Below are 17,428 nucleotides of genomic sequence, written 5' to 3' on the forward strand. Positions count from 1 at the left end.
TGGGGAACAACATGCTAAGAGTAGATAACTATTCCCGCTTGCCTTCACTGACAAGTGCTTACAGTGACGATCCTGAGGGCCATGATGCCGACGTTACCCGCCCTGTATTGCTTCCGCCAGGTGCTACGCGACCGATTCTCGCGACGCCGCTGAGTGAGGAAAGCCAGCTTAAGCGACAGGCTTATACCGGGTATTTTATCCAGCACCTGGTGCGTTTTACCATGTCCAGCGTCTCATTCGGGCTGTCGTTAGCGGCGGCGGTACTGTCCGGCGGCGCCGGGATCCCTCTTGCCGTCGTGACCGGTACCGCCATGATTATTGCGGCAGGGGATGCCTGTTGCGCGTTGTATAACCTGATTCAGGTGCGTAACGACCGCGAACCGCTGAAAACGGGAAATGATTCTATCGTGCTGGCGACGAAGACGTTGATGACGACCTGCGGTATGAGCGACTCACATGCGGAAACCGTCGGTGACGTCGCTTCCTGCGCATTCCGCATTGGCATTGCGCTCTCCTCTATCTTTTTACCCTCCGCGCATCTGCCGGGAAGCACCGCCCATACGCTTTCCAGTATTTCGTCGGGTATCACGGCGGTGCTCACCATCGCAGGCGGTGGGATTGACATGTACACCGCACGGGTTGAGCGCATGCAGGGCAGTATTACCCCATCAGCCACTCCTGCGCCCGCCGTGGTCGAGGCCGACGAAAAGAGCGCTACTCTCAGTCAGGAAGAGCTCCAGAGAATGGTTGATTCAGTGGTTGCCTGCTATGAGCGCTATCGGGCACAGCGGCACGCACCCACGGTCAGCCCGGCATGGTAGATATTGGCCGCACTGGTCATGGAGTGGCGGTCAGTGCAGAAGTGCAGCAGATGGTGCGGGAGATGGTCGAGGGGTTGACGGTTCCGGTTTTACCCGCACCGCAGCATGATGCCGCGAATAAGGAAGCTGAAGACGCCTGCAGGCAGGGGCAGAAGAGTATGCTCGCCAGACTGACTGAACGGGCGGCAAACATGATCCCCGCAGGCCTTTTCAGCTGGCAGAGCGTGGTGCTGGGAGGGCAGATTTTGTGCTGTGGTGCGGGGATCGTGCTGGCGGTATTCAGCGGTGGCTCGGCACCGCTGCTGCTGCTCGCCGGGTTTGGCCTGGCCATCGCCATTGCCGATATTGCCTGCCTGATTTATCACCGCAAGCATGGCTTGCCGATGGGGCACGACAGCATCGGCAACGCGGTGTACCTCATTGCGCACCGTTTTTATGACGCGAGCAAGAGCCAGAGTATCGCCGGAATGGTGTCTCTGGGATCACGTGCGTTACTTACGGCAGCGGTCGTCGGTCAGCCGTTTATGATGACCTCCGTCGGCCTGAGCCTCCCGATCTTCCGCCCGGTGAGCAATGCCGCCTGGGGAACGCTGGCATTTTTGCGCTTCGGGGCAGCAGGCTGTCCGGTAACCGGACAGCAGGTGAGCGTACCCTTTTTCCGCCTGCTGGCTCGTTTGTTTCCGCCAACGGACAACCCGTCAGAACCGGCCGTCACTTTCAGGCCATCACCTGATAGGTAACCGCGCCACGGCGGTCATAATTGAAAGCGTAACGGCTCGCGTAACCGGAGGTAGCAATGAACGTTGAGCAGCTTGTTGACAGCTTATCGCGCCTGGCGCATCAGGCCGGGCAGGCGATTGAGGACAAAATGAACGGCCAGGACATCTCAAATCCGGAGGCCATGCTCAAAGCCCAGTTTGCCGTACAGCAGTACTCCACTTTTATTAACTACGAGAGTGCGATGATCAAAACTATCAAAGATATGCTCAGTGGCATTATCACCAAAATATGATGCTGACGGAGAAGGAGAGGCGGCTGGTGGTCGAGGCGGCCTTTGCCGGAATAAACCACGGTCTGCAACGACAAGTCCGTGCCATTCTGCCAGCGCTACCTTTGCTGGTTGAGAACACCAGCCTGCAGGCGTTATGCCGCGCGGTGCTGCTGGCCGGTTTGAACGAATCCGCCCTGGCGCGCCAGGCGCTTGCAGACGTTGCCCTTCCAGAAGCTGAAACAGTGAAAACCTGGCTTAAATAAGCTTAACAGGAGTGACTGATGAGTGCGATTAACAGCGTAACCGCGATGGATGTTGCCTCCATGGCCGCAGCGCCATCGGCAACCGCCGTACCAGCGCCGGATGGCGAGCAAATTTCCGCCTTCAATAAATTACTCTTTGCCGGTACGCCGCAGGGGGATGTGGGCAGTCTGACCCCCTCTCAGATGCTTGTGCAGCAGGCCACGACGCTTGGGGCGACCGTAGGCGTGGACCTGGGCGCTAAGGTGGCCGGTGCAGTTTCCCAGTCGGTGAATAAACTGGCCAATATGACATGAAGTCTCTGCGTCTGGCTCTGATCCTCGGGCTGGCGTTACTGCTGACAGGCTGCCGCGTTGAGCTCTACAGCGCGTTGCCCGAGGACGATGCCAATCAGATGCTGGCGATCCTGATGCAGCACCATATCGATGCCGATAAGCAGCCCGAGGCCGGGGGCGTTACGCTGCGGGTGGAACAATCGCAGTTTATCAACGCCGTTGAACTGCTGCGCCTGAACGGTTTTCCACGGCGCAGTTACGTTTCGGCGGAAACCATGTTCCCCCCGAATCAACTGGTGGTATCGCCCGCTGAGGAGCAGCAAAAAATTGTTTTTCTCAACGAGCAGAGAATTGAGCGGATGCTGAGTCAGATGGACGGGGTGATCCACGCCGATGTGACCATTGCTTATGGCAGTGCCAACGACGACGGGTCAGTTGGACCGGCTTCCGTGGCGGTATTTATCAAGTATTCACCGCAGGTCAATCTTGAAGCTTTCCGGGTGCAGATAAGCAACCTGGTTGAAAAGTCTATCCCAGGCGTGCAGAAAGAGCATATCGGCATTCTGATGCAGCCAGCCGAGTTTCGTATGCAGAGCATGGCTAACGCGCCAACGGCCACCCCGTGGAGGGCAATCGCGTGGATAAATCTACATCGCTGGGCATTGATACCCCCGTTGCTGCTGGCAATGCTGCTGCTGATTTCTCTGATGCTGATAGTCTGGCGCAAAAGAGGCTAGCCGCCCGGATCCCCGATGAAGCCCTGTTACGGATGCATCGTTATCTGTGGACACCCGCGCGCTACGCCCACCCTCGTTGGCTGACACGGCTTGGCTTTGCCCCTGCGGCGAAGTGGTGCTACGGGGCCAACCCACCGCTCGACCGGTGTCTGAATCAGGCACTGCAGGTACGCAGAGGAACGCCGCGTCTTCCTGTCACGCTTAGCCTCCGGCAGCAGCGCATGGTTCAGCTTGCTCCTCGTCTTCAGGCCTTTGCGCTGGCCACGGGGCTGCTGGTACTCGGCTGCAACGACTATTTTCTGCTGCCGGACTACCGGCGGGCGCTATTACACCTGCTTGATGACGGGCTTATCTGGCAACTGTTCGGACTTTGCCAGGGAAACCACCGTGCCCTGTTTTCGCCGACACAGACGGTTGAAATTGCATTGCAGTTGGGCACTGCCGTACTGACCCGCGCCGCACAAAACGATCCTGTGCTGCATGCGCTGCTGATTACGCTTGCGCCCTGTGAACGTGCGTTATGGTTGCCGATACCGGCGCTGGCGATGAATTTACTGGAGCGAACGCTATGTGCCGACTTCCGCTGATTGAACTTGCCGCGCCACTGCCGGGCGGGCGCATTATCCCGGCAGTACAGTTAACGGCGCTGCTGCAACAGGCCGCCTGCATACGTCGTGCGGACCTTGAGGCAAAAGGGATAGTCAATGCGGCCCGGCGCAAAGCCGAGGGCCTCATTCAGCAAGCGAAGAAAAACTGCCGCGAGATGGAGGCCTCCAGGCAGCGTGAGTCCCGCGCATGGCAACGCGATACGCTCAGGCGCCTGGAAGTCCGCTGGCTGCGAAAGCACGTCATTCGCCTGTTGGGTGATGAAGCCCAGGAGCGGGCGCTGGTCAGCGCGGTATCGGGTCGCATTCATCACTGTATTGAGCAGGTATTAAGCGCCTGGTTTGAACAGCAACCCCCGGACAAAACGCTGTGCGCCCGGCTCGCGTTGCAGGCAGAACAGATGGCGAATGAGGGGGTGTTGACCCTGCAGTGCCATCCTGACCTTCAGCAGAGCATGCGGGAGGCGTTCGGCTCGCGCTTTGTGCTGCTTGCGGCCCCTGAGCTACCCCGGGACAGCGTGGTTTTAGCGTCGTCACAGCTGTCGGTGGCGTTCTCGCTCGAAGGCCATTTTCAGCAATTGTTGCAATGGCTGCGCCCGGGTTGCCCGGAGACAGGAGAGCAGGATGAGAGTTTCTGAGACGGCCGCGCTACAGAATCATGACGCCAGCCTGCGGGAACCGCAGGTGCCGGTAGAAGATGCACCATCACCGATGGCGCAGGCGCTTATTGAGCTTGAAGAAACCTCCGGCAGCGCGCTCATAGAAACGCTCGAAGACATGGGGATGGCGCTGAGCGGACGGCTCAAAGATTTACAGCAAGCAGATCTCAAAGAGCGGCTGGAGCAACGGCAGCAGGCCTTGTTGCGGATGGTGCAGCGGATGCAGGAGCAGGCGGGCGGGATCCCCGCTCAACTGACGCAACCACATTCCGGTTCGCCCCTTGGTCAACAACTGTTGGGCGTTGCGGCGCTACTACTCGCTGAAAAACCAAACAGCAAAAGACGTAAAGCGCTGAGCGAGAAGCTTGCTGAACTGATGAGCGAGCAGGGTTGGGAGATATCGCTGTTTGGCATGCTGGAGCTGGGACAGGTGAGCAAAGGCGCGCTGGCGCAAATCAATCGTTTATTCCAGCAGGCAATGGACGAGGAGGTTGCCTCATTAGCCGAGTGGTTTCAGCGCATCATGGACTGGCCGGACCGTCGCCAGCGGCTGAGGGTGCTGCTGCGCATGATGGCCTTTGAGCTTTCCGCCTGCGTTGTCGGCTCCCAACAGCAGCGGCTGGCGGGGGTGCTGGTACGCCTGCGCCGCTTATTGCTGTTTTTGGGGCTTGAGCAGGAGTGCTTGCGAACCGAATCCGCGTGCGAGATGGCTTCAGGAACGCTGCTTCCGTTGCTTATCGAGATGACCAATGAAAGCTGGCTGTTTGATGAATGGCTCGCGCCACGGCTGGCGCAGCGGACCGCGTCTGTGCGTTTATACAACCGACTTTTACAGCATCTGGATGCGCTGTTCTCGCTGATGCCCGAAGCCTGTTTTAACGATGAAGATCAGCGTGAACAAATTCTCGCCGTACTGCGCAGTATGAAGGGAGATCGGGCTATCACCTGATTACCTGTGCGCGCCTTATCTGGAACTCTGTAGCCCTACGCAAGCGGGAGGTCGTATGGCGTTAGACCGAGTGACAGAGCTTAATATTCTGCTGTTTATACAGCTAGCCGAACTGCCCGCGCGCCCAGCCGCCGCCGGGATGTACTGGCAGGGCGAGCGGTTTCAAACCTGGCTTAGCTGGCAGGATGGCCGACTCCACATGAGCCAGTGTATGCCGCTGGCTCCCTATGATGACAACCTGCTGTTACTGGCGCTTCAGCGCTGGAAGCCCGCTGACTTTGCCGGTATTCCACAGCGTATTTTTCAGCTGCGTGGTTCCCTTGCGATGAGCTGTTGTCCGGCAGTCGATAGCGCGGCGGAACTGTGGCTGCGGGTGCATCGCCGGCAGCAAGCTTTTCTGGAGTCGCTATGCAAATCTCAATGATGAAAAGCATGAGTATGCAAGGTCTGCAGAAGGGGCTCGCCGCCTGCGCCGGGCGTCAGGATATTATTCTGGCGGTGGTGCTGCTGATTGCTATCGTGATGATGATCCTGCCTTTACCGACGTTCATGGTGGATATCCTGATCGCTGTTAACATCGCGTTTTCGGTCATTTTGCTGCTGATTGCCATCTACATCAATGACCCGCTGGATCTGTCGGTTTTCCCTTCTTTGCTGCTGATTACCACACTGTACCGGCTGTCATTGACCATCAGCACCTCGCGGTTGGTTTTGCTGCAGCACGATGCGGGCAACATCGTGGATGCCTTCGGCCATTTTGTGGTGGGGGGAAACCTGACGGTGGGGCTGGTTATTTTTACGATAATCACCATCATCCAGTTTATCGTCATCACGAAAGGGACCGAGCGCGTAGCCGAAGTCAGCGCCCGCTTTTCGCTCGACGGTATGCCTGGAAAACAGATGAGCATTGATGGCGATCTGCGGGCTGGGGTGATTGACGCGGTTCAGGCGCGGCACCTTCGCCAGCAGGTTCAGCAGGAGAGCCGCTTTCTTGGCGCCATGGATGGGGCCATGAAGTTTGTAAAAGGCGATGCGATCGCCGGAATTATTGTGGTTCTGGTCAATATTATCGGTGGCATCATCATCGCCGTGGTGCAGTACGACATGCCGCTGGGTGATGCGGTACAAACTTACAGCGTGTTATCGATTGGCGATGGGCTGTGCGGGCAGATCCCTTCGCTGCTTATCTCACTGAGCGCCGGAATTATCGTCACCCGCGTGCCAGGGGAGAAGAAACAGAATCTTGCCAGCGAATTAACCACCCAGCTTGGTCGACAGCCGCAGGCGCTGATGCTGACGGCCGCGGTCCTGATTTTATTCGCCCTGATCCCCGGTTTTCCCTTCCTGGACTTTTTTGTCCTGGCGGCGTTCACCGCGCTGCCGTTCTTTTTATTCTGGCGTCGCTCCAGGCACACACAACACGATATACCGCAAACGGGAGAGATGATTGAAGACCGGATGCAGCCTGGAGCCAGGCCGTTAACGCTGCACGTGATGCCATCGCTCAATACCGGCACGCTGGCCCGGGATATTGATGCCTTACGTTGGATGCTTTTCGAAGAGTACGGTGTGCCGCTGCCGGAAATCACTATCAGGCCAGATAGCCGGGACTACGTGCAGGGGATGTCGGTGCTGATCTACCAGGAGCCGGTCTTTTCATTCGCCATCCCCGAGAGCGCATACCTGCTGCTGGAGCCTGATAAACAGCCGGGGTGCGAAGTACAACCGCTGCCGGACGGGATGGGAAGTATCGGCTGGTTGACAGCAGAGGCCGGAAAAAAAGCGCAGAGCATGGGGCTCGCGATTGCCGAGGGAAACCAACGCATCACGGCATTGCTCCGCCAGGTCCTGTTGCGTCACATGGCGGAGTTTATCGGCGTGCAGGAGGCACGATACCTGATGGATGCTATGGAGAAGCGCTATTCGGAGCTGGTTAAAGAGCTGCAGCGGCAGCTGCCGATAAGCAAGATTACGGAAACCCTTCAGAGGCTGGTGGCAGAAAGTATTTCGATCCGCGATTTACGCACGGTCTTTGGCACCCTGATTGAATGGGCGCCGCGTGAGAAAGATGTGCTGATGCTGACCGAATATGTGCGCATGGCGCTGCGTCGGCATATTTTGCACCGGCTGCAGCCGAACGGTGAGGCGCTGCGCGTCCTGCGCGTGGGGGAAGGAATCGAAAACCTGATCCGCGAGTCTATCCGTCAGACTTCGATGGGGACCTATGCGGCCCTGAGCCTTGGGCAAAGTTCGCGCATTCTGAGCTTAATTCAGGAGGCACTGGCAGAGCACGGTGAGTTGAACATTGTAACCTCGGTCGATGCTCGCCGCTTTCTGCGCAAAATAACGGAAACGGGGCTGTTTAATGTTCCCGTACTCTCCTGGCAGGAGCTGGGAGAAAACTGTGCGGTACAGGTTGTGCACAGTATCGATCTTACACCACAGGAGCTTGCCGGTGACGATGATTAAAGCCGAGGTGCTGGCCGCCATTGAAGAATCGCTGACGCCGCTGCGGGACGTACCACAAGGTTATCTGAAAACCGGGCGCTTATTGCACGTTGGTGCGACGCTGCTCAACGCGTATCTGCCAGGTGTTTTTATGGGTGAGGTGTGTTGCCTGTTGCCAGAAGGTGCGCTGGCGGAGGTCGTTGGTATCGACGGCGCGACGGCGCAGCTTTCACCTTTTGCCAGTACCGCAGGCCTGTATTGTGGACAGCAGGTGCGATCCCTGGGGCGGCGACATCGTGTTCCGGTGGGGGAAGATCTTTTAGGGCGAGTGCTGGACGGTATGGGATTACCTCTTGATGACGGCCCCGCCCCGCAGGGGCCCTGGCGAGATTACGATGCACCGCCACCTTCGCCGCTGCTGCGCCAGCTGATTGAGAAGCCGATGCTTACCGGGATCCGCGCCATCGACGGGCTTTTGACCTGTGGTGAAGGACAGCGCATGGGGATTTTTGCGGCGGCGGGGGTGGGGAAAAGCACCCTGATGTCGATGCTGTGCCGCAGCCCGGATAGCGACATCAACGTGCTGGTGCTTATCGGTGAGCGTGGTCGCGAAGTGCGTGAATTCATTGAGCAAACGCTGGGTGAAGAGACCCGACGGCGCTGCGTGATGGTGGTTTCAACGTCCGACCGGCCCGCGCTTGAACGCATGAGGGTGCTATGGGTGGCGACCACCATCGCCGAAGCGTTTCGCGATCGCGGCAAGCGAGTTCTGCTGTTTGCCGATTCCTTAACCCGCTACGCCCGCGCCGCCCGCGAGATAGCGCTCGCCGGTGGCGAAGTTGCAGTTTCCGGCAGCTATCCTCCCAGCGTTTTTGCGGCATTACCACGGCTGCTCGAACGGGCGGGTAAGGGCACCCTCGGCAGCATTACCGCGTTTTACACCGTACTGGTGGAAAGCGACGACATGAATGAACCGTTGGCCGATGAAGTGAGGTCGTTACTCGACGGCCACATCGTACTTTCGCGCCGCCTGGCAGAAGCGGCCCACTTTCCAGCCATTGACGTGTTAGCTAGCCTGAGCCGCCTGATGCCGATGGTGGCCAGCGGTGAACACCGGGCGTTGGCGAACGCGATCCGGCAGTTGCTGTCGGTGTATCGCGACGTGGAGCTTCTGGTGCGGATAGGTGAGTTTGTGCGCGGAGAAGATCCTCAGGCCGACCGGGCGGTAGACCGCTATTCCGATATTTGTCACTTCCTGCAACAACAGAGTAATGAACCATGCAATCTCGACGAACTGCTGGCGCAAATGCGTTATTTGACGGACATCTGATGCTGAATTGTTTACTCAGGATCAAGGACCGTCGCGAGGATCGCCTGCGACGGCAAATGACGGAGTTAACGCTGCAGCGTCAGCAAACGGAGCAGTTGGGTTTTCAGTGCCAGAGCCGTCGTAAAGACCTGGCGCAGGCGCTTAATCAGCTCCTTCTCTGGTCCGGTACGTTGTCCTCAGGCGAACTGATGGCGCAGAAACAGGCTATGAATAATTTATTTCATGAGGAATACGGCCTGGCGCAGCAGCAGCGCCTGCTTGCGGATGCACAAAAACGGCTACAGGGGCAGCTTAGTGAGCTGCAGCGGGAGCTGGTGAGCGTTCTGAAGAAAAAAGAAAAACTAAGGAGTCTGCTGAGCGATGAACGTTAACCGAACGGAAGGTTGCCTCTGGCACGCCAGACAGCCTGAACAGGACAAACGGCAGCCAACGGAAACTACCCGGTTTATTCAACTCATGGCGCAGGTGGCGCCCGTGCCCGACCGTAGAGCGGGAAAGTCTGCGCTGAGACAGCAAAAACAACGCTACCGGCTGGTGGGCGGCTCCGTGGCGGGGCTTATTTGCGAGATTGAAACGCGGGAAGGTAAAACCTTTCTGACGGTGCTGGTGCCTCAGCGCGATTTATGCCGCCAGCTGAAGCACTTTTCCACCTGGCTGAACGCTGGACTGCTGGCCGCCGGGCACAACGTTGCGCTGGAGGTGGTGTATGACGCGGATCTCTTCTGAAGAGAGCATTCTTGCCGGGATGTTGCAAACGGAAGGGAGGGATCTTGGAGCCCTTTATGTTACGGCACAGCGCTGGACCGACAGCCCGCAGGGGAGACTGTTTTCAGTCACTGCCGAAGATACGCCGTGCGGCGTCTGGTTAGCCGAAAGCGACTGGCAGCGGTGGTGTGAAGGGACCCTGGGGACCGCTTCAGAGCAAGACGTTGACGCCCAACTGCTGGCGGGCGTTGCGCTATGGGGTCTATCGCCGCTGTTGCAGGCAAGCGGCGCGACATTACACAACGGGCCGGGAGAACCGCGCCGTTGTAGCATGCTCAACCAGTACGTTGCGCTGGTATTTGCCTGGCAGATTGACGGCTACACGTTCCGCTGTGTGCTGTTTGGCTGGCCCACCACCTGGTTTCGCGCCATTGCCCGGCAGGTAGGCCCCGGCATCCGGCCAGTGCGTTTATTGCCGCCGGTGGCGTTCGCCTGTTACGCCGGCTGGTGTCAGGCCTCGGTGCACGAGATGGCAAGCATTGGCCCGGGAACAGGGTTGCGGATGAGTCCTTTCGGCCGTCCGCGCGAGGGTGAATTGGTTGTACTACTGGCGACGGGAAGTACAGCGCGTATCCGAATCGAAGAGGGGGGAGACGTGAAAATTGAAGCGTTGGTCAATGATATGGAAAGCCTGTTGGCCGAGGACAGCGATCGTGCAGGTCCTGCCTCGCCCTTGTCATATCATCTTGACGCCCTGCCGCAAAAGCTGCTGGTAGAGGTAGGACAAATTGATATCGCCCTTGGCACGTTGCGGACGCTACGCGAAGGGGACCTAATTGCGACCGAAGCCAGGCTCTCACCCGACGTGAAGCTCAGACTCAATGGCCGCGTGATAGGCGAGGGTGAACTGATCGCCTGCGGGGAGAGTTTTCTGGTGCGAGTCACCCAATGGTTTGTGCATCCGTCTGACGCTCAGAGCATTGGGGAGGATACGGTTAATACCTGATAGAGGGCGCGGCATGGCGCGGCTATAACTGATTTATCGCCGTATAAACAGGACAGATCATGCCTTTACCTGACTCTCCCTGGCAGCTGATAGCGCTGCTGTTTTTACTCTCTCTGCTACCGCTTGCCATCGTGATGGGGACCTCGTTCCTGAAGCTGGCGGTGGTGTTTTCGATTTTACGTAATGCGCTGGGTATTCAGCAGGTGCCGCCCAATATGGCGCTCTATGGCCTGGCGCTGGTACTCTCGCTCTTTATCATGGCGCCGACGGTGATGGCGGTAAAAGCCGAGTGGCATCCGGCGAAAGAAGAGGCGACTTTACCCTGGTTACAGGGCTGGGACAGCCACGCACTTAGCCCTTACCGTCAGTTTCTGCAAAAAAATTCCGATGAAAAAGAGGCGCATTATTTTCGTCATCTGATAGCCAGCACATGGCCGGAAGAAGCCCGGCGTCGCGTTAAGCCGGATTCACTGTTGATCCTGTTGCCCGCCTTTACCGTCAGCCAGCTGTCGCAGGCGTTTCGTATTGGTCTGCTTATCTATCTGCCGTTTCTGGCCATCGATCTGCTGGTATCCAACGTCCTGTTGGCGATGGGGATGATGATGGTGTCACCGATGACCATCTCTTTGCCGTTCAAATTATTGATTTTCCTGTTAGCTGGCGGCTGGGACCTGATCCTTTCTCAACTGGTGCAGAGCTTTAGATGACGGATGCCAACCTAACCCATTTCGTTACAGAGCTGCTGTGGCTGGTGCTCATGACCTCATTGCCGGTGGTGCTGGTCGCATCGGTCGTCGGGATTGCGGTGAGTCTCCTTCAGGCGCTGACCCAGATTCAGGATCAGACGCTGCAGTTTATGATCAAGCTGCTTGCCGTGGCCTTAGTTATTATGGCGACCTATCACTGGCTGGGGGGGCTACTTCTGGCCTATACCCGTCAGGTGTTTTTGCAGACGGGTATGCACGGGTGACGCTCTCACTCAGTGACGGGCTGGTCACCGTGGCGCTGGCGATGATGAGACCGCTTGGGCTAACGCTACTTTTCCCGTTGTTGCAGACCGGTAATCTCGGCTCGACGCTGATTCGCAACGGAGTGCTGCTGGCGATAGTGCTGCCGGTACTACCGGTTTTTTATACTCAACCGGTGATTCACCAGGGATGGTCATGGCTGAGGGTGATCCCAGGCGAACTGGTTATTGGTTTGATGCTGGGATTTTGCGCCGCGATCCCCTTCTGGGCTGTGGACATGGCGGGATTCCTGATTGACACCCTACGCGGTGCCACAATGGGAACCGTGTTCAACCCGGCGATGTCGGTACAGACGTCGATTTTCGGCCTGTTGTTTAGCCAGTTTCTGTGTGCGCTTTTCTTTATTACCGGGGGATTCAGTCAACTCCTGACGGCGTTGTACGGTTCTTACCACTATTTACCTCCCGGCAAGGCGCTGGCTTTCAACGTACCCTTTTTACACTTTTTGCTGGCGCAGTGGCGCGTGTTGTACCAGCTGTGTCTGAGCTTTTCTCTGCCTGCGGTGCTCTGCATGATGCTCGCGGACCTGGCGCTCGGATTGCTTAACCGGTCCGCTCAGCAGCTCAACGTGTTCTTCTTATCCATGCCGGTGAAAAGTGCGCTGGCGCTCTTGCTATTGCTGCTCTCCTTGCCGTACGCCTTCCACCACTATCAGCTTGAGAGTGAAACGCTTTACCGGCATGTGAGCCAGTGGTTAGCCAGCCATGAGTGAAAAAACCGAGCAGCCTACCGAGAAAAAGAAGCGTGATAGCCGCCAGGAGGGGCAGGTAATCAAAAGCCTGGAGATAACCTCCGGTGTCCAGCTGCTAACAATACTGGCTTTTTTTCATTTTTTTGCCGATGAAGTTGTGCACCAGATTGCTGAGCTGATGTTGCTGGCTTCACGACTCATCAATCAACCCTTTGACTATGCCTTCAGCCTGTTGACGCAGGCATTGCTGCGTGCAGGAGGCGAATTTTTTGCCCTGTTCGGCGGTATGCTGGCGGCGGCAACCATCGTAAGTCTGGTTGCGCAGGTCGGTTTTATGCTTGCCACGAAGGCGGTTGGCGTCAAAGGCGACAAAATTAACCCAGTCAATAATCTTAAACAGATTTTTTCCGTGCACAGTCTGGTGGAGCTGTTTAAATCCTGTCTGAAAGTCATTTTATTGTGTCTGATTTTCATCTCTCTTTTCCGCTATTTTTCGACAACGTTTCAGGCACTGCCGTACTGTGACGCGAGCTGCGCGATCCCACTTTTCACGATTATGATCCGCTGGATATGGTATGCATTGCTGACGTTTTACGTGGTTCTGGGCGTTGTTGATTATGCCTTCCAGACGCACAACACGATGAAACAACAGCGAATGAGTAAGGAGGATGTCAAACAGGAAACTAAAGATATTGAAGGTGACCCGCAGGTTAAAAAACGGCGGCGTGAAGTACAACGCGAAATGCAAAGCGGCAGTTTAGCGCAAAACGTGAAGCAGTCTGCGGTGGTTATTCGCAACCCTACGCATATCGCCATTTGCCTGGGCTACGATCCTGTCGACACGCCGATCCCTACGGTGCTCGAAAAAGGCGTAGAGGCGAGGGCAGCACATATTGTCGCTCTCGCCATCAGGGAGTCTGTTCCTGTGGTGGAGAATATTGCGTTGGCGCGCCAGCTATTTTTTAGCGTCAAAGCGGGTGAGGCGATCCCTGAATCCCTGTTTGAACCCGTTGCTGCTTTGCTGCGTATGGTACTGGAGCTTGATTACGACGCTCATGTGTAACGGAATATCACTGTGGCCTTCAGTCATCTTTATCAGGTTATACCCTGATATCTGCGGCTCAATGACCGGTTTACTATCGGCACGTGTTGAATAGATGAATCGGTAATGATGATGCGCAGTTTTTATCAGGAGAAAGTTATGTTGCGATACGGATTTTTATTGGCATCACTCTGTTTTACGTCATACGCAATGGCCGATGTGGCTAAATACAAAACCGTCATCGACGGGTATAGCGCGCGAAAAGTGGATGAAGTTATCCAGGGCGAAGTGTTGCCGAACGCCAAAGCAAAGCAGGGGGATTTAATAAGCCATGTTTCATCGACGTTCCTGCAGACTCCCTACCAGGGTGAAACGTTGATCGGTTCTCAAAGTACGCCGGAACAGTTGGTTGTCAATCTCAGGGGCGTCGACTGTTTTACCCTGGTGGACTATGTTCAGGCCCTGACGAAAAGCGATACGCGTAAAGCGTTTCTTCGGCAACTGGTAAAAACGCGCTATGTTGATGGCAAAGTGAGCTACCTGACCCGCCGTCATTTTCTGTCTGACTGGTTCGCCACGTCGCCACATAATGCGCGGGATGTTACACCGGAGATAAGTCCCCATTATCTTACGGCTGAAAAGCACCTCAATCTTAAACCGGGGGGAGGGGAATACATCCCGGGACTGGGTATTATTACCAGAAAGATAAACTATATACCGGGATACGCTATCGACCGCTCGGTACTTGAACGTCTGCACAATGGCGATTATGTCGGTGTTTATTCGCCCATGCAGGGGCTGGATGTCTCTCATACGGGGATTGTGATTCGTGCGGGCGATGCCGTCTGGTTCCGCAATGCTTCCTCGCTGTCTGCAAACCGCAAGGTTGTTGATACCCCCTTCCTTAATTATATGCGTTCAAAACCCGGCATCGTTGTGCTGCGGGCGAATTAGATATAGCTCAGAGATACCTCACCCGTTAATAACTTTATTACAGGCTAATTTGCAATCATGTACTGGAGGGAACTATGTCGGTTGCTATTCCATTTGTTAACGATGTTTGCCATATTTCCAGAGAGCGGATGTCAGACCTTTTACAGGGTAAAGACGTTTATCAGTTCAGTCGTTTTGAAAAATTTATCGATTACTTCAGGCATATATTTACGAGAAAGAGCGCTATTTCGGAATATTATCAGATACACCATTTATTATATCAACATCGGAACCACCCCGAAATATCGCGACCCATGTCATTAGAGATAATGCCACAGGGTAGTGACGTTACCCAGTGGAGGCCGATCATTGGTTTTGTCAAATTAATCGATAACTCAAAACCTGAAGCTGTCAGTCGATATTCAATCGAGGTGCAACAACGAGATGATGGGGTAGCCGTCATTGACATGAAATTTGATGGAATTGTACTGGCGCAGGCTGATTGCTCTGCAGATAATCTGGAGTTCTTAAAAACCTGTCTCTTCAACGATAACAATGGCGAAATCCGTAGCCGCACCGTAGACACTGGGTTCGAGGGGAGCGGCGAAGCGCATTTTTATTCAGCCTTTCAGCACCGGTTAGAAAAACATCTGTCAACGTATGTGGAAGATCTGACGCATTTCAATACGCGGGTTAGTGAGCTGGTCGCTATGCGAGATGAAGCGGATAGCTCAGCCCCGGCAGATATCGATCGGTTTATTGAGAAAATGGCTGCCGAAGGCAATATCACGAAAGAGAGCCTGGCAAAACTCAAGTTTATCGGCAGCGGTAGCTACGGGAGCGTCTATTTGTTTGAAGGAAAATACGCCGTAAAAATCCCGGTCAACAGTACAGGAAACATGATAGATACTCATTCTGCCGAGCACAGAAATGCGCATCCAGAACGCGTGAGCCATTATTTAAATCGTGCTAACCGCGACCCTGACTTTTCCCGGTATATGCAGATTTCTTTTGATAATAAAAAAATGGAGGTCCTGGTTTCAAAGTACATCAATGGCAAAGTATTTGATACTGGAACTGATGCCAATTATGAGCGCGCCGACAACCTGTTGTATGAGCGAGGGGTGTATATGCATGATTTGAATGTGCATGGCAACATCCTGATTAAAAATGATGAGCTTTTTTTTGTCGATGGAGACCAAATCGTCCTGTCGCAGGAAAAACGCCGGGAACGTCGGGTTTCAGTAGTTACTGACGCGCTTGAACAGCAGATTCGCATCAGCTATGAAGTGAAGCTTCATGCTGCGCAGAGGAGTAACAACCTCGAAGATATTGAATATTACTCCAACCTTCTCGACGAACATAATGATTTAATGAATACCACCGTTGAATCACCACGCCATGATAACAGCGAAGTTGCGATGGAATTTGTTTCCAGAGATAGCTTCAGGATGCCCGCGCGTGAGGATAGTTTTTTGGTCAAGAAGACAATAGAGTGGAGTGAAGCGAAAAGGTAGTTGAACTGGTATCAGCGGCTTACGTTGCAAACTAAAATCCACGCCATGGCGTGGATTTTAGCTTCTGAGAAATAGAATGATTTAGCTGTTTTGTTTTATATGGGACTTAAGTTCGTCCATTTTCGCTATGAGCGGGCTCTTCCTGGCTTCTAGCGCAGATATATAGTCATGGCATGATTTAATTTTGCGTGATGTAATTTCATTATTGTTTTCTAATGAGCGAATTGATTTTTGTTTAAAATCAATTCGCTGCTCAATCTCCTGTTTGGCAGAAAGATTGTTTTCAAGTTTAACCTGACTGATATCACTTTTATATTCATTCTTAAGTTGTGATATTTCCCTTTGCAGAGCCTTAATGTTTTTTGGAGCATCACCGAAGTTCTGCATCAGTTTCTGCCACTGCTTGCCCTCATGGTTAGGCACTTTAATGAGATCAGAATATTCACGGCGGCCTTCTTTTAAATCGTAGCCGAAGTTCTTGATGGCATATTTATCGCTGCCCAAATGATCACTCCAGCTGGTGGTGCCAAAACCAGTGTCACGCTTATCATAAATATAGCCAGCCTCAGCTTTTTTAAGATCCTGCTCGGCATTGCTTACACCGTGCCTCCTTGCAAAATCAAGTAGCACCGCGCGACTATTTTCATGCGCGGCAATTTTCTTATTTAATGTACTGATTTCAGCATTTTGTTCGGCCTCGAGCTTACTGATTTTTACTTCAGTATTTTTTAAACGTTCGGCATCTTTGGCCGCAAAGTCTTTCGGTGAGGTATCCTTTAGCGCATCGGCCAGAGGTTTAATCTCATTATGCAGTTTCTTAATTTGTGCATCAGTTTTATCGATACTTCCCTGAAGTTTGGCGATCTCGTTTTTTTCGTGAGAAATATTTTTAGAAATAAGCTGGAGACCATCGGAAAGGCCTTCGATTTCGGCGGCTATTTTTGCATTGTGAGCATTTATTTCATTTTTATGAATGTCCAGCACGACCGGGGCAAGCTTCTGTTGAATATTTTTAAGCTTCTCTTCTTTCTTATCATGCATTTTGGAGTTCTGCGCTTCAAGCTTGTCAAATAACTTACTAAAAGTATCTTTCAACCCGGCAGGATCTTTTGGGTATGATTCCATTTTTGTCATTAGCAGCTGGCCGACCTCAACTTTATCGCATTTATTGAGGATTCTGTTTAGCGTGTTGACATCACCTTTATGAATGCGTTTGTCACTGTCGTTAAGTAAGTTTTTATAGGCTGAAATGAAGCTGTTTTGGTCGCGTACGCTTAATGAGTTAGACATGATTTAGTTCCGGGTGTCGATTTAGTAGATAATTTAGCAATGTGCTAAATTGTATGACTCTCTCCAGAAAGTTTCTTCTAAAAAACGCTTTTTATATATTTCGCTCGTGGGCGAAATTGAGGCGATTTTTGATATAAGTG

At 54.2% G+C, this 17,428-nt stretch carries 22 protein-coding genes; 21 read left to right on the top strand and 1 reads right to left on the bottom strand.

Annotation, left to right across the window (positions count from 1 at the left end; genetic code table 11):
- Positions 1 to 11: 11 nt before the first annotated feature.
- The 21 genes from GYRE_RS17315 to GYRE_RS17415 all read left to right on the top strand — a co-directional run bounded on the left by GYRE_RS17315 (position 12) and on the right by GYRE_RS17415 (position 15,998).
- Positions 12 to 821 carry a hypothetical protein gene (locus tag GYRE_RS17315; RefSeq protein WP_244922340.1) on the top strand — a complete coding sequence of 270 codons (810 nt, stop codon included), beginning with the start codon at positions 12 to 14 and terminating at the stop codon, positions 819 to 821.
- Positions 815 to 1,561: a pathogenicity island 2 effector protein SseG gene (locus tag GYRE_RS17320; protein WP_038256952.1), complete on the top strand. Its 747-nt coding sequence runs from the start codon at positions 815 to 817 to the stop codon at positions 1,559 to 1,561. Before GYRE_RS17315 ends, GYRE_RS17320 begins: the two co-directional genes overlap by 7 nt.
- A 56-nt stretch (positions 1,562 to 1,617) precedes the next feature.
- Complete coding sequence (gene sctF, locus GYRE_RS17325) at positions 1,618 to 1,833, top strand: type III secretion system needle filament subunit SctF (protein WP_006820327.1); 216 nt, start codon at positions 1,618 to 1,620, stop codon at positions 1,831 to 1,833.
- 26 nt (positions 1,834 to 1,859) lie between these two features.
- Positions 1,860 to 2,075, top strand: coding sequence for an EscG/YscG/SsaH family type III secretion system needle protein co-chaperone (locus GYRE_RS17330; protein ID WP_112471391.1), 216 nt, complete (start codon positions 1,860 to 1,862; stop codon positions 2,073 to 2,075).
- 18 nt (positions 2,076 to 2,093) lie between these two features.
- A complete protein-coding gene (gene sctI, locus GYRE_RS17335) occupies positions 2,094 to 2,369 on the top strand; it encodes a type III secretion system inner rod subunit SctI (RefSeq protein WP_038256954.1) in 276 nt (91 codons plus the stop codon).
- Positions 2,366 to 3,085 (top strand): EscJ/YscJ/HrcJ family type III secretion inner membrane ring protein SsaJ, encoded by a 720-nt coding sequence (gene ssaJ / locus GYRE_RS17340; RefSeq protein WP_006820324.1) that lies wholly within the window; start codon positions 2,366 to 2,368, stop codon positions 3,083 to 3,085. The genes sctI and ssaJ overlap by 4 nt, the downstream gene beginning before the upstream one ends.
- Positions 3,086 to 3,117: 32 nt before the next feature.
- Positions 3,118 to 3,672, top strand: coding sequence for a type III secretion system domain-containing protein (locus tag GYRE_RS23270; RefSeq protein WP_072009085.1), 555 nt, complete (start codon positions 3,118 to 3,120; stop codon positions 3,670 to 3,672).
- Positions 3,654 to 4,328 (top strand): type III secretion system stator protein SctL, encoded by a 675-nt coding sequence (sctL, locus tag GYRE_RS17350; protein WP_038256957.1) that lies wholly within the window; start codon positions 3,654 to 3,656, stop codon positions 4,326 to 4,328. The genes GYRE_RS23270 and sctL overlap by 19 nt, the downstream gene beginning before the upstream one ends.
- Positions 4,315 to 5,298 carry a TyeA family type III secretion system gatekeeper subunit gene (locus tag GYRE_RS17355; protein ID WP_038256960.1) on the top strand — a complete coding sequence of 328 codons (984 nt, stop codon included), beginning with the start codon at positions 4,315 to 4,317 and terminating at the stop codon, positions 5,296 to 5,298. Before sctL ends, GYRE_RS17355 begins: the two co-directional genes overlap by 14 nt.
- 55 nt (positions 5,299 to 5,353) lie before the next feature.
- A complete protein-coding gene (locus GYRE_RS17360; protein ID WP_006820320.1) occupies positions 5,354 to 5,722 on the top strand; it encodes a hypothetical protein in 369 nt (122 codons plus the stop codon).
- Positions 5,722 to 7,767, top strand: a complete 2,046-nt coding sequence (locus GYRE_RS17365; protein ID WP_038257129.1) for an EscV/YscV/HrcV family type III secretion system export apparatus protein — start codon at positions 5,722 to 5,724, stop codon at positions 7,765 to 7,767. The genes GYRE_RS17360 and GYRE_RS17365 overlap by 1 nt, the downstream gene beginning before the upstream one ends.
- Positions 7,763 to 9,076: an EscN/YscN/HrcN family type III secretion system ATPase gene (locus GYRE_RS17370; protein ID WP_373896537.1), complete on the top strand. Its 1,314-nt coding sequence runs from the start codon at positions 7,763 to 7,765 to the stop codon at positions 9,074 to 9,076. The genes GYRE_RS17365 and GYRE_RS17370 overlap by 5 nt, the downstream gene beginning before the upstream one ends.
- Positions 9,076 to 9,447: a hypothetical protein gene (locus GYRE_RS17375; RefSeq protein WP_006820317.1), complete on the top strand. Its 372-nt coding sequence runs from the start codon at positions 9,076 to 9,078 to the stop codon at positions 9,445 to 9,447. Before GYRE_RS17370 ends, GYRE_RS17375 begins: the two co-directional genes overlap by 1 nt.
- Entirely contained in the window at positions 9,437 to 9,802 is a 366-nt protein-coding gene (locus tag GYRE_RS17380) for a Secretion system apparatus protein ssaP (RefSeq protein ID WP_038256963.1), read from the top strand. Before GYRE_RS17375 ends, GYRE_RS17380 begins: the two co-directional genes overlap by 11 nt.
- Positions 9,783 to 10,787 (top strand): YscQ/HrcQ family type III secretion apparatus protein, encoded by a 1,005-nt coding sequence (locus tag GYRE_RS17385; protein ID WP_038256968.1) that lies wholly within the window; start codon positions 9,783 to 9,785, stop codon positions 10,785 to 10,787. Before GYRE_RS17380 ends, GYRE_RS17385 begins: the two co-directional genes overlap by 20 nt.
- Positions 10,788 to 10,846: 59 nt before the next feature.
- Positions 10,847 to 11,494 (top strand): type III secretion system export apparatus subunit SctR, encoded by a 648-nt coding sequence (sctR, locus tag GYRE_RS17390; protein ID WP_038256970.1) that lies wholly within the window; start codon positions 10,847 to 10,849, stop codon positions 11,492 to 11,494.
- Entirely contained in the window at positions 11,491 to 11,757 is a 267-nt protein-coding gene (locus tag GYRE_RS17395; protein WP_006820313.1) for an EscS/YscS/HrcS family type III secretion system export apparatus protein, read from the top strand. The genes sctR and GYRE_RS17395 overlap by 4 nt, the downstream gene beginning before the upstream one ends.
- Complete coding sequence (locus GYRE_RS17400; protein ID WP_006820312.1) at positions 11,754 to 12,527, top strand: EscT/YscT/HrcT family type III secretion system export apparatus protein; 774 nt, start codon at positions 11,754 to 11,756, stop codon at positions 12,525 to 12,527. Before GYRE_RS17395 ends, GYRE_RS17400 begins: the two co-directional genes overlap by 4 nt.
- Positions 12,520 to 13,569 carry an EscU/YscU/HrcU family type III secretion system export apparatus switch protein gene (locus GYRE_RS17405; RefSeq protein ID WP_006820311.1) on the top strand — a complete coding sequence of 350 codons (1,050 nt, stop codon included), beginning with the start codon at positions 12,520 to 12,522 and terminating at the stop codon, positions 13,567 to 13,569. Before GYRE_RS17400 ends, GYRE_RS17405 begins: the two co-directional genes overlap by 8 nt.
- A 105-nt stretch (positions 13,570 to 13,674) precedes the next feature.
- On the top strand, positions 13,675 to 14,502 hold the full coding sequence (locus tag GYRE_RS17410; protein WP_051860985.1) for a DUF1460 domain-containing protein: 828 nt from the start codon (positions 13,675 to 13,677) through the stop codon (positions 14,500 to 14,502).
- A gap of 74 nt (positions 14,503 to 14,576) precedes the next feature.
- Complete coding sequence (locus GYRE_RS17415) at positions 14,577 to 15,998, top strand: protein kinase family protein (protein WP_038256975.1); 1,422 nt, start codon at positions 14,577 to 14,579, stop codon at positions 15,996 to 15,998.
- A gap of 81 nt (positions 15,999 to 16,079) precedes the next feature.
- Here the strand turns inward: GYRE_RS17415 and GYRE_RS17420 are convergent, their stop codons facing one another.
- Positions 16,080 to 17,288: a coiled-coil domain-containing protein gene (locus tag GYRE_RS17420; RefSeq protein ID WP_006820308.1), complete on the bottom strand. Its 1,209-nt coding sequence runs from the start codon at positions 17,286 to 17,288 to the stop codon at positions 16,080 to 16,082.
- Between the last annotated feature and the right edge of the window lie 140 nt (positions 17,289 to 17,428).

It is taken from the genome of Yokenella regensburgei ATCC 49455, from assembly GCF_000735455.1.
Lineage (GTDB): Bacteria > Pseudomonadota > Gammaproteobacteria > Enterobacterales > Enterobacteriaceae > Yokenella > Yokenella regensburgei.

What these genes read in the sequence shown, in the direction of transcription:
- GYRE_RS17315 (WP_244922340.1), top strand. Translation starts at nt 12, where the DNA reads ATGCTAAGAGTAGATAACTATTCCCGCTTGCCTTCACTGACAAGTGCT.
- GYRE_RS17320 (WP_038256952.1), top strand. Translation starts at nt 815, where the DNA reads ATGGTAGATATTGGCCGCACTGGTCATGGAGTGGCGGTCAGTGCAGAA.
- sctF (WP_006820327.1), top strand. Translation starts at nt 1,618, where the DNA reads ATGAACGTTGAGCAGCTTGTTGACAGCTTATCGCGCCTGGCGCATCAG.
- sctI (WP_038256954.1), top strand. Translation starts at nt 2,094, where the DNA reads ATGAGTGCGATTAACAGCGTAACCGCGATGGATGTTGCCTCCATGGCC.
- ssaJ (WP_006820324.1), top strand. Translation starts at nt 2,366, where the DNA reads ATGAAGTCTCTGCGTCTGGCTCTGATCCTCGGGCTGGCGTTACTGCTG.
- GYRE_RS23270 (WP_072009085.1), top strand. Translation starts at nt 3,118, where the DNA reads ATGCATCGTTATCTGTGGACACCCGCGCGCTACGCCCACCCTCGTTGG.
- sctL (WP_038256957.1), top strand. Translation starts at nt 3,654, where the DNA reads ATGTGCCGACTTCCGCTGATTGAACTTGCCGCGCCACTGCCGGGCGGG.
- GYRE_RS17355 (WP_038256960.1), top strand. Translation starts at nt 4,315, where the DNA reads ATGAGAGTTTCTGAGACGGCCGCGCTACAGAATCATGACGCCAGCCTG.
- GYRE_RS17360 (WP_006820320.1), top strand. Translation starts at nt 5,354, where the DNA reads ATGGCGTTAGACCGAGTGACAGAGCTTAATATTCTGCTGTTTATACAG.
- GYRE_RS17365 (WP_038257129.1), top strand. Translation starts at nt 5,722, where the DNA reads ATGAAAAGCATGAGTATGCAAGGTCTGCAGAAGGGGCTCGCCGCCTGC.
- GYRE_RS17375 (WP_006820317.1), top strand. Translation starts at nt 9,076, where the DNA reads ATGCTGAATTGTTTACTCAGGATCAAGGACCGTCGCGAGGATCGCCTG.
- GYRE_RS17380 (WP_038256963.1), top strand. Translation starts at nt 9,437, where the DNA reads ATGAACGTTAACCGAACGGAAGGTTGCCTCTGGCACGCCAGACAGCCT.
- GYRE_RS17385 (WP_038256968.1), top strand. Translation starts at nt 9,783, where the DNA reads ATGACGCGGATCTCTTCTGAAGAGAGCATTCTTGCCGGGATGTTGCAA.
- sctR (WP_038256970.1), top strand. Translation starts at nt 10,847, where the DNA reads ATGCCTTTACCTGACTCTCCCTGGCAGCTGATAGCGCTGCTGTTTTTA.
- GYRE_RS17395 (WP_006820313.1), top strand. Translation starts at nt 11,491, where the DNA reads ATGACGGATGCCAACCTAACCCATTTCGTTACAGAGCTGCTGTGGCTG.
- GYRE_RS17405 (WP_006820311.1), top strand. Translation starts at nt 12,520, where the DNA reads ATGAGTGAAAAAACCGAGCAGCCTACCGAGAAAAAGAAGCGTGATAGC.
- GYRE_RS17410 (WP_051860985.1), top strand. Translation starts at nt 13,675, where the DNA reads ATGATGATGCGCAGTTTTTATCAGGAGAAAGTTATGTTGCGATACGGA.
- GYRE_RS17415 (WP_038256975.1), top strand. Translation starts at nt 14,577, where the DNA reads ATGTCGGTTGCTATTCCATTTGTTAACGATGTTTGCCATATTTCCAGA.
- GYRE_RS17420 (WP_006820308.1), bottom strand. Translation starts at nt 17,288, where the DNA reads ATGTCTAACTCATTAAGCGTACGCGACCAAAACAGCTTCATTTCAGCC.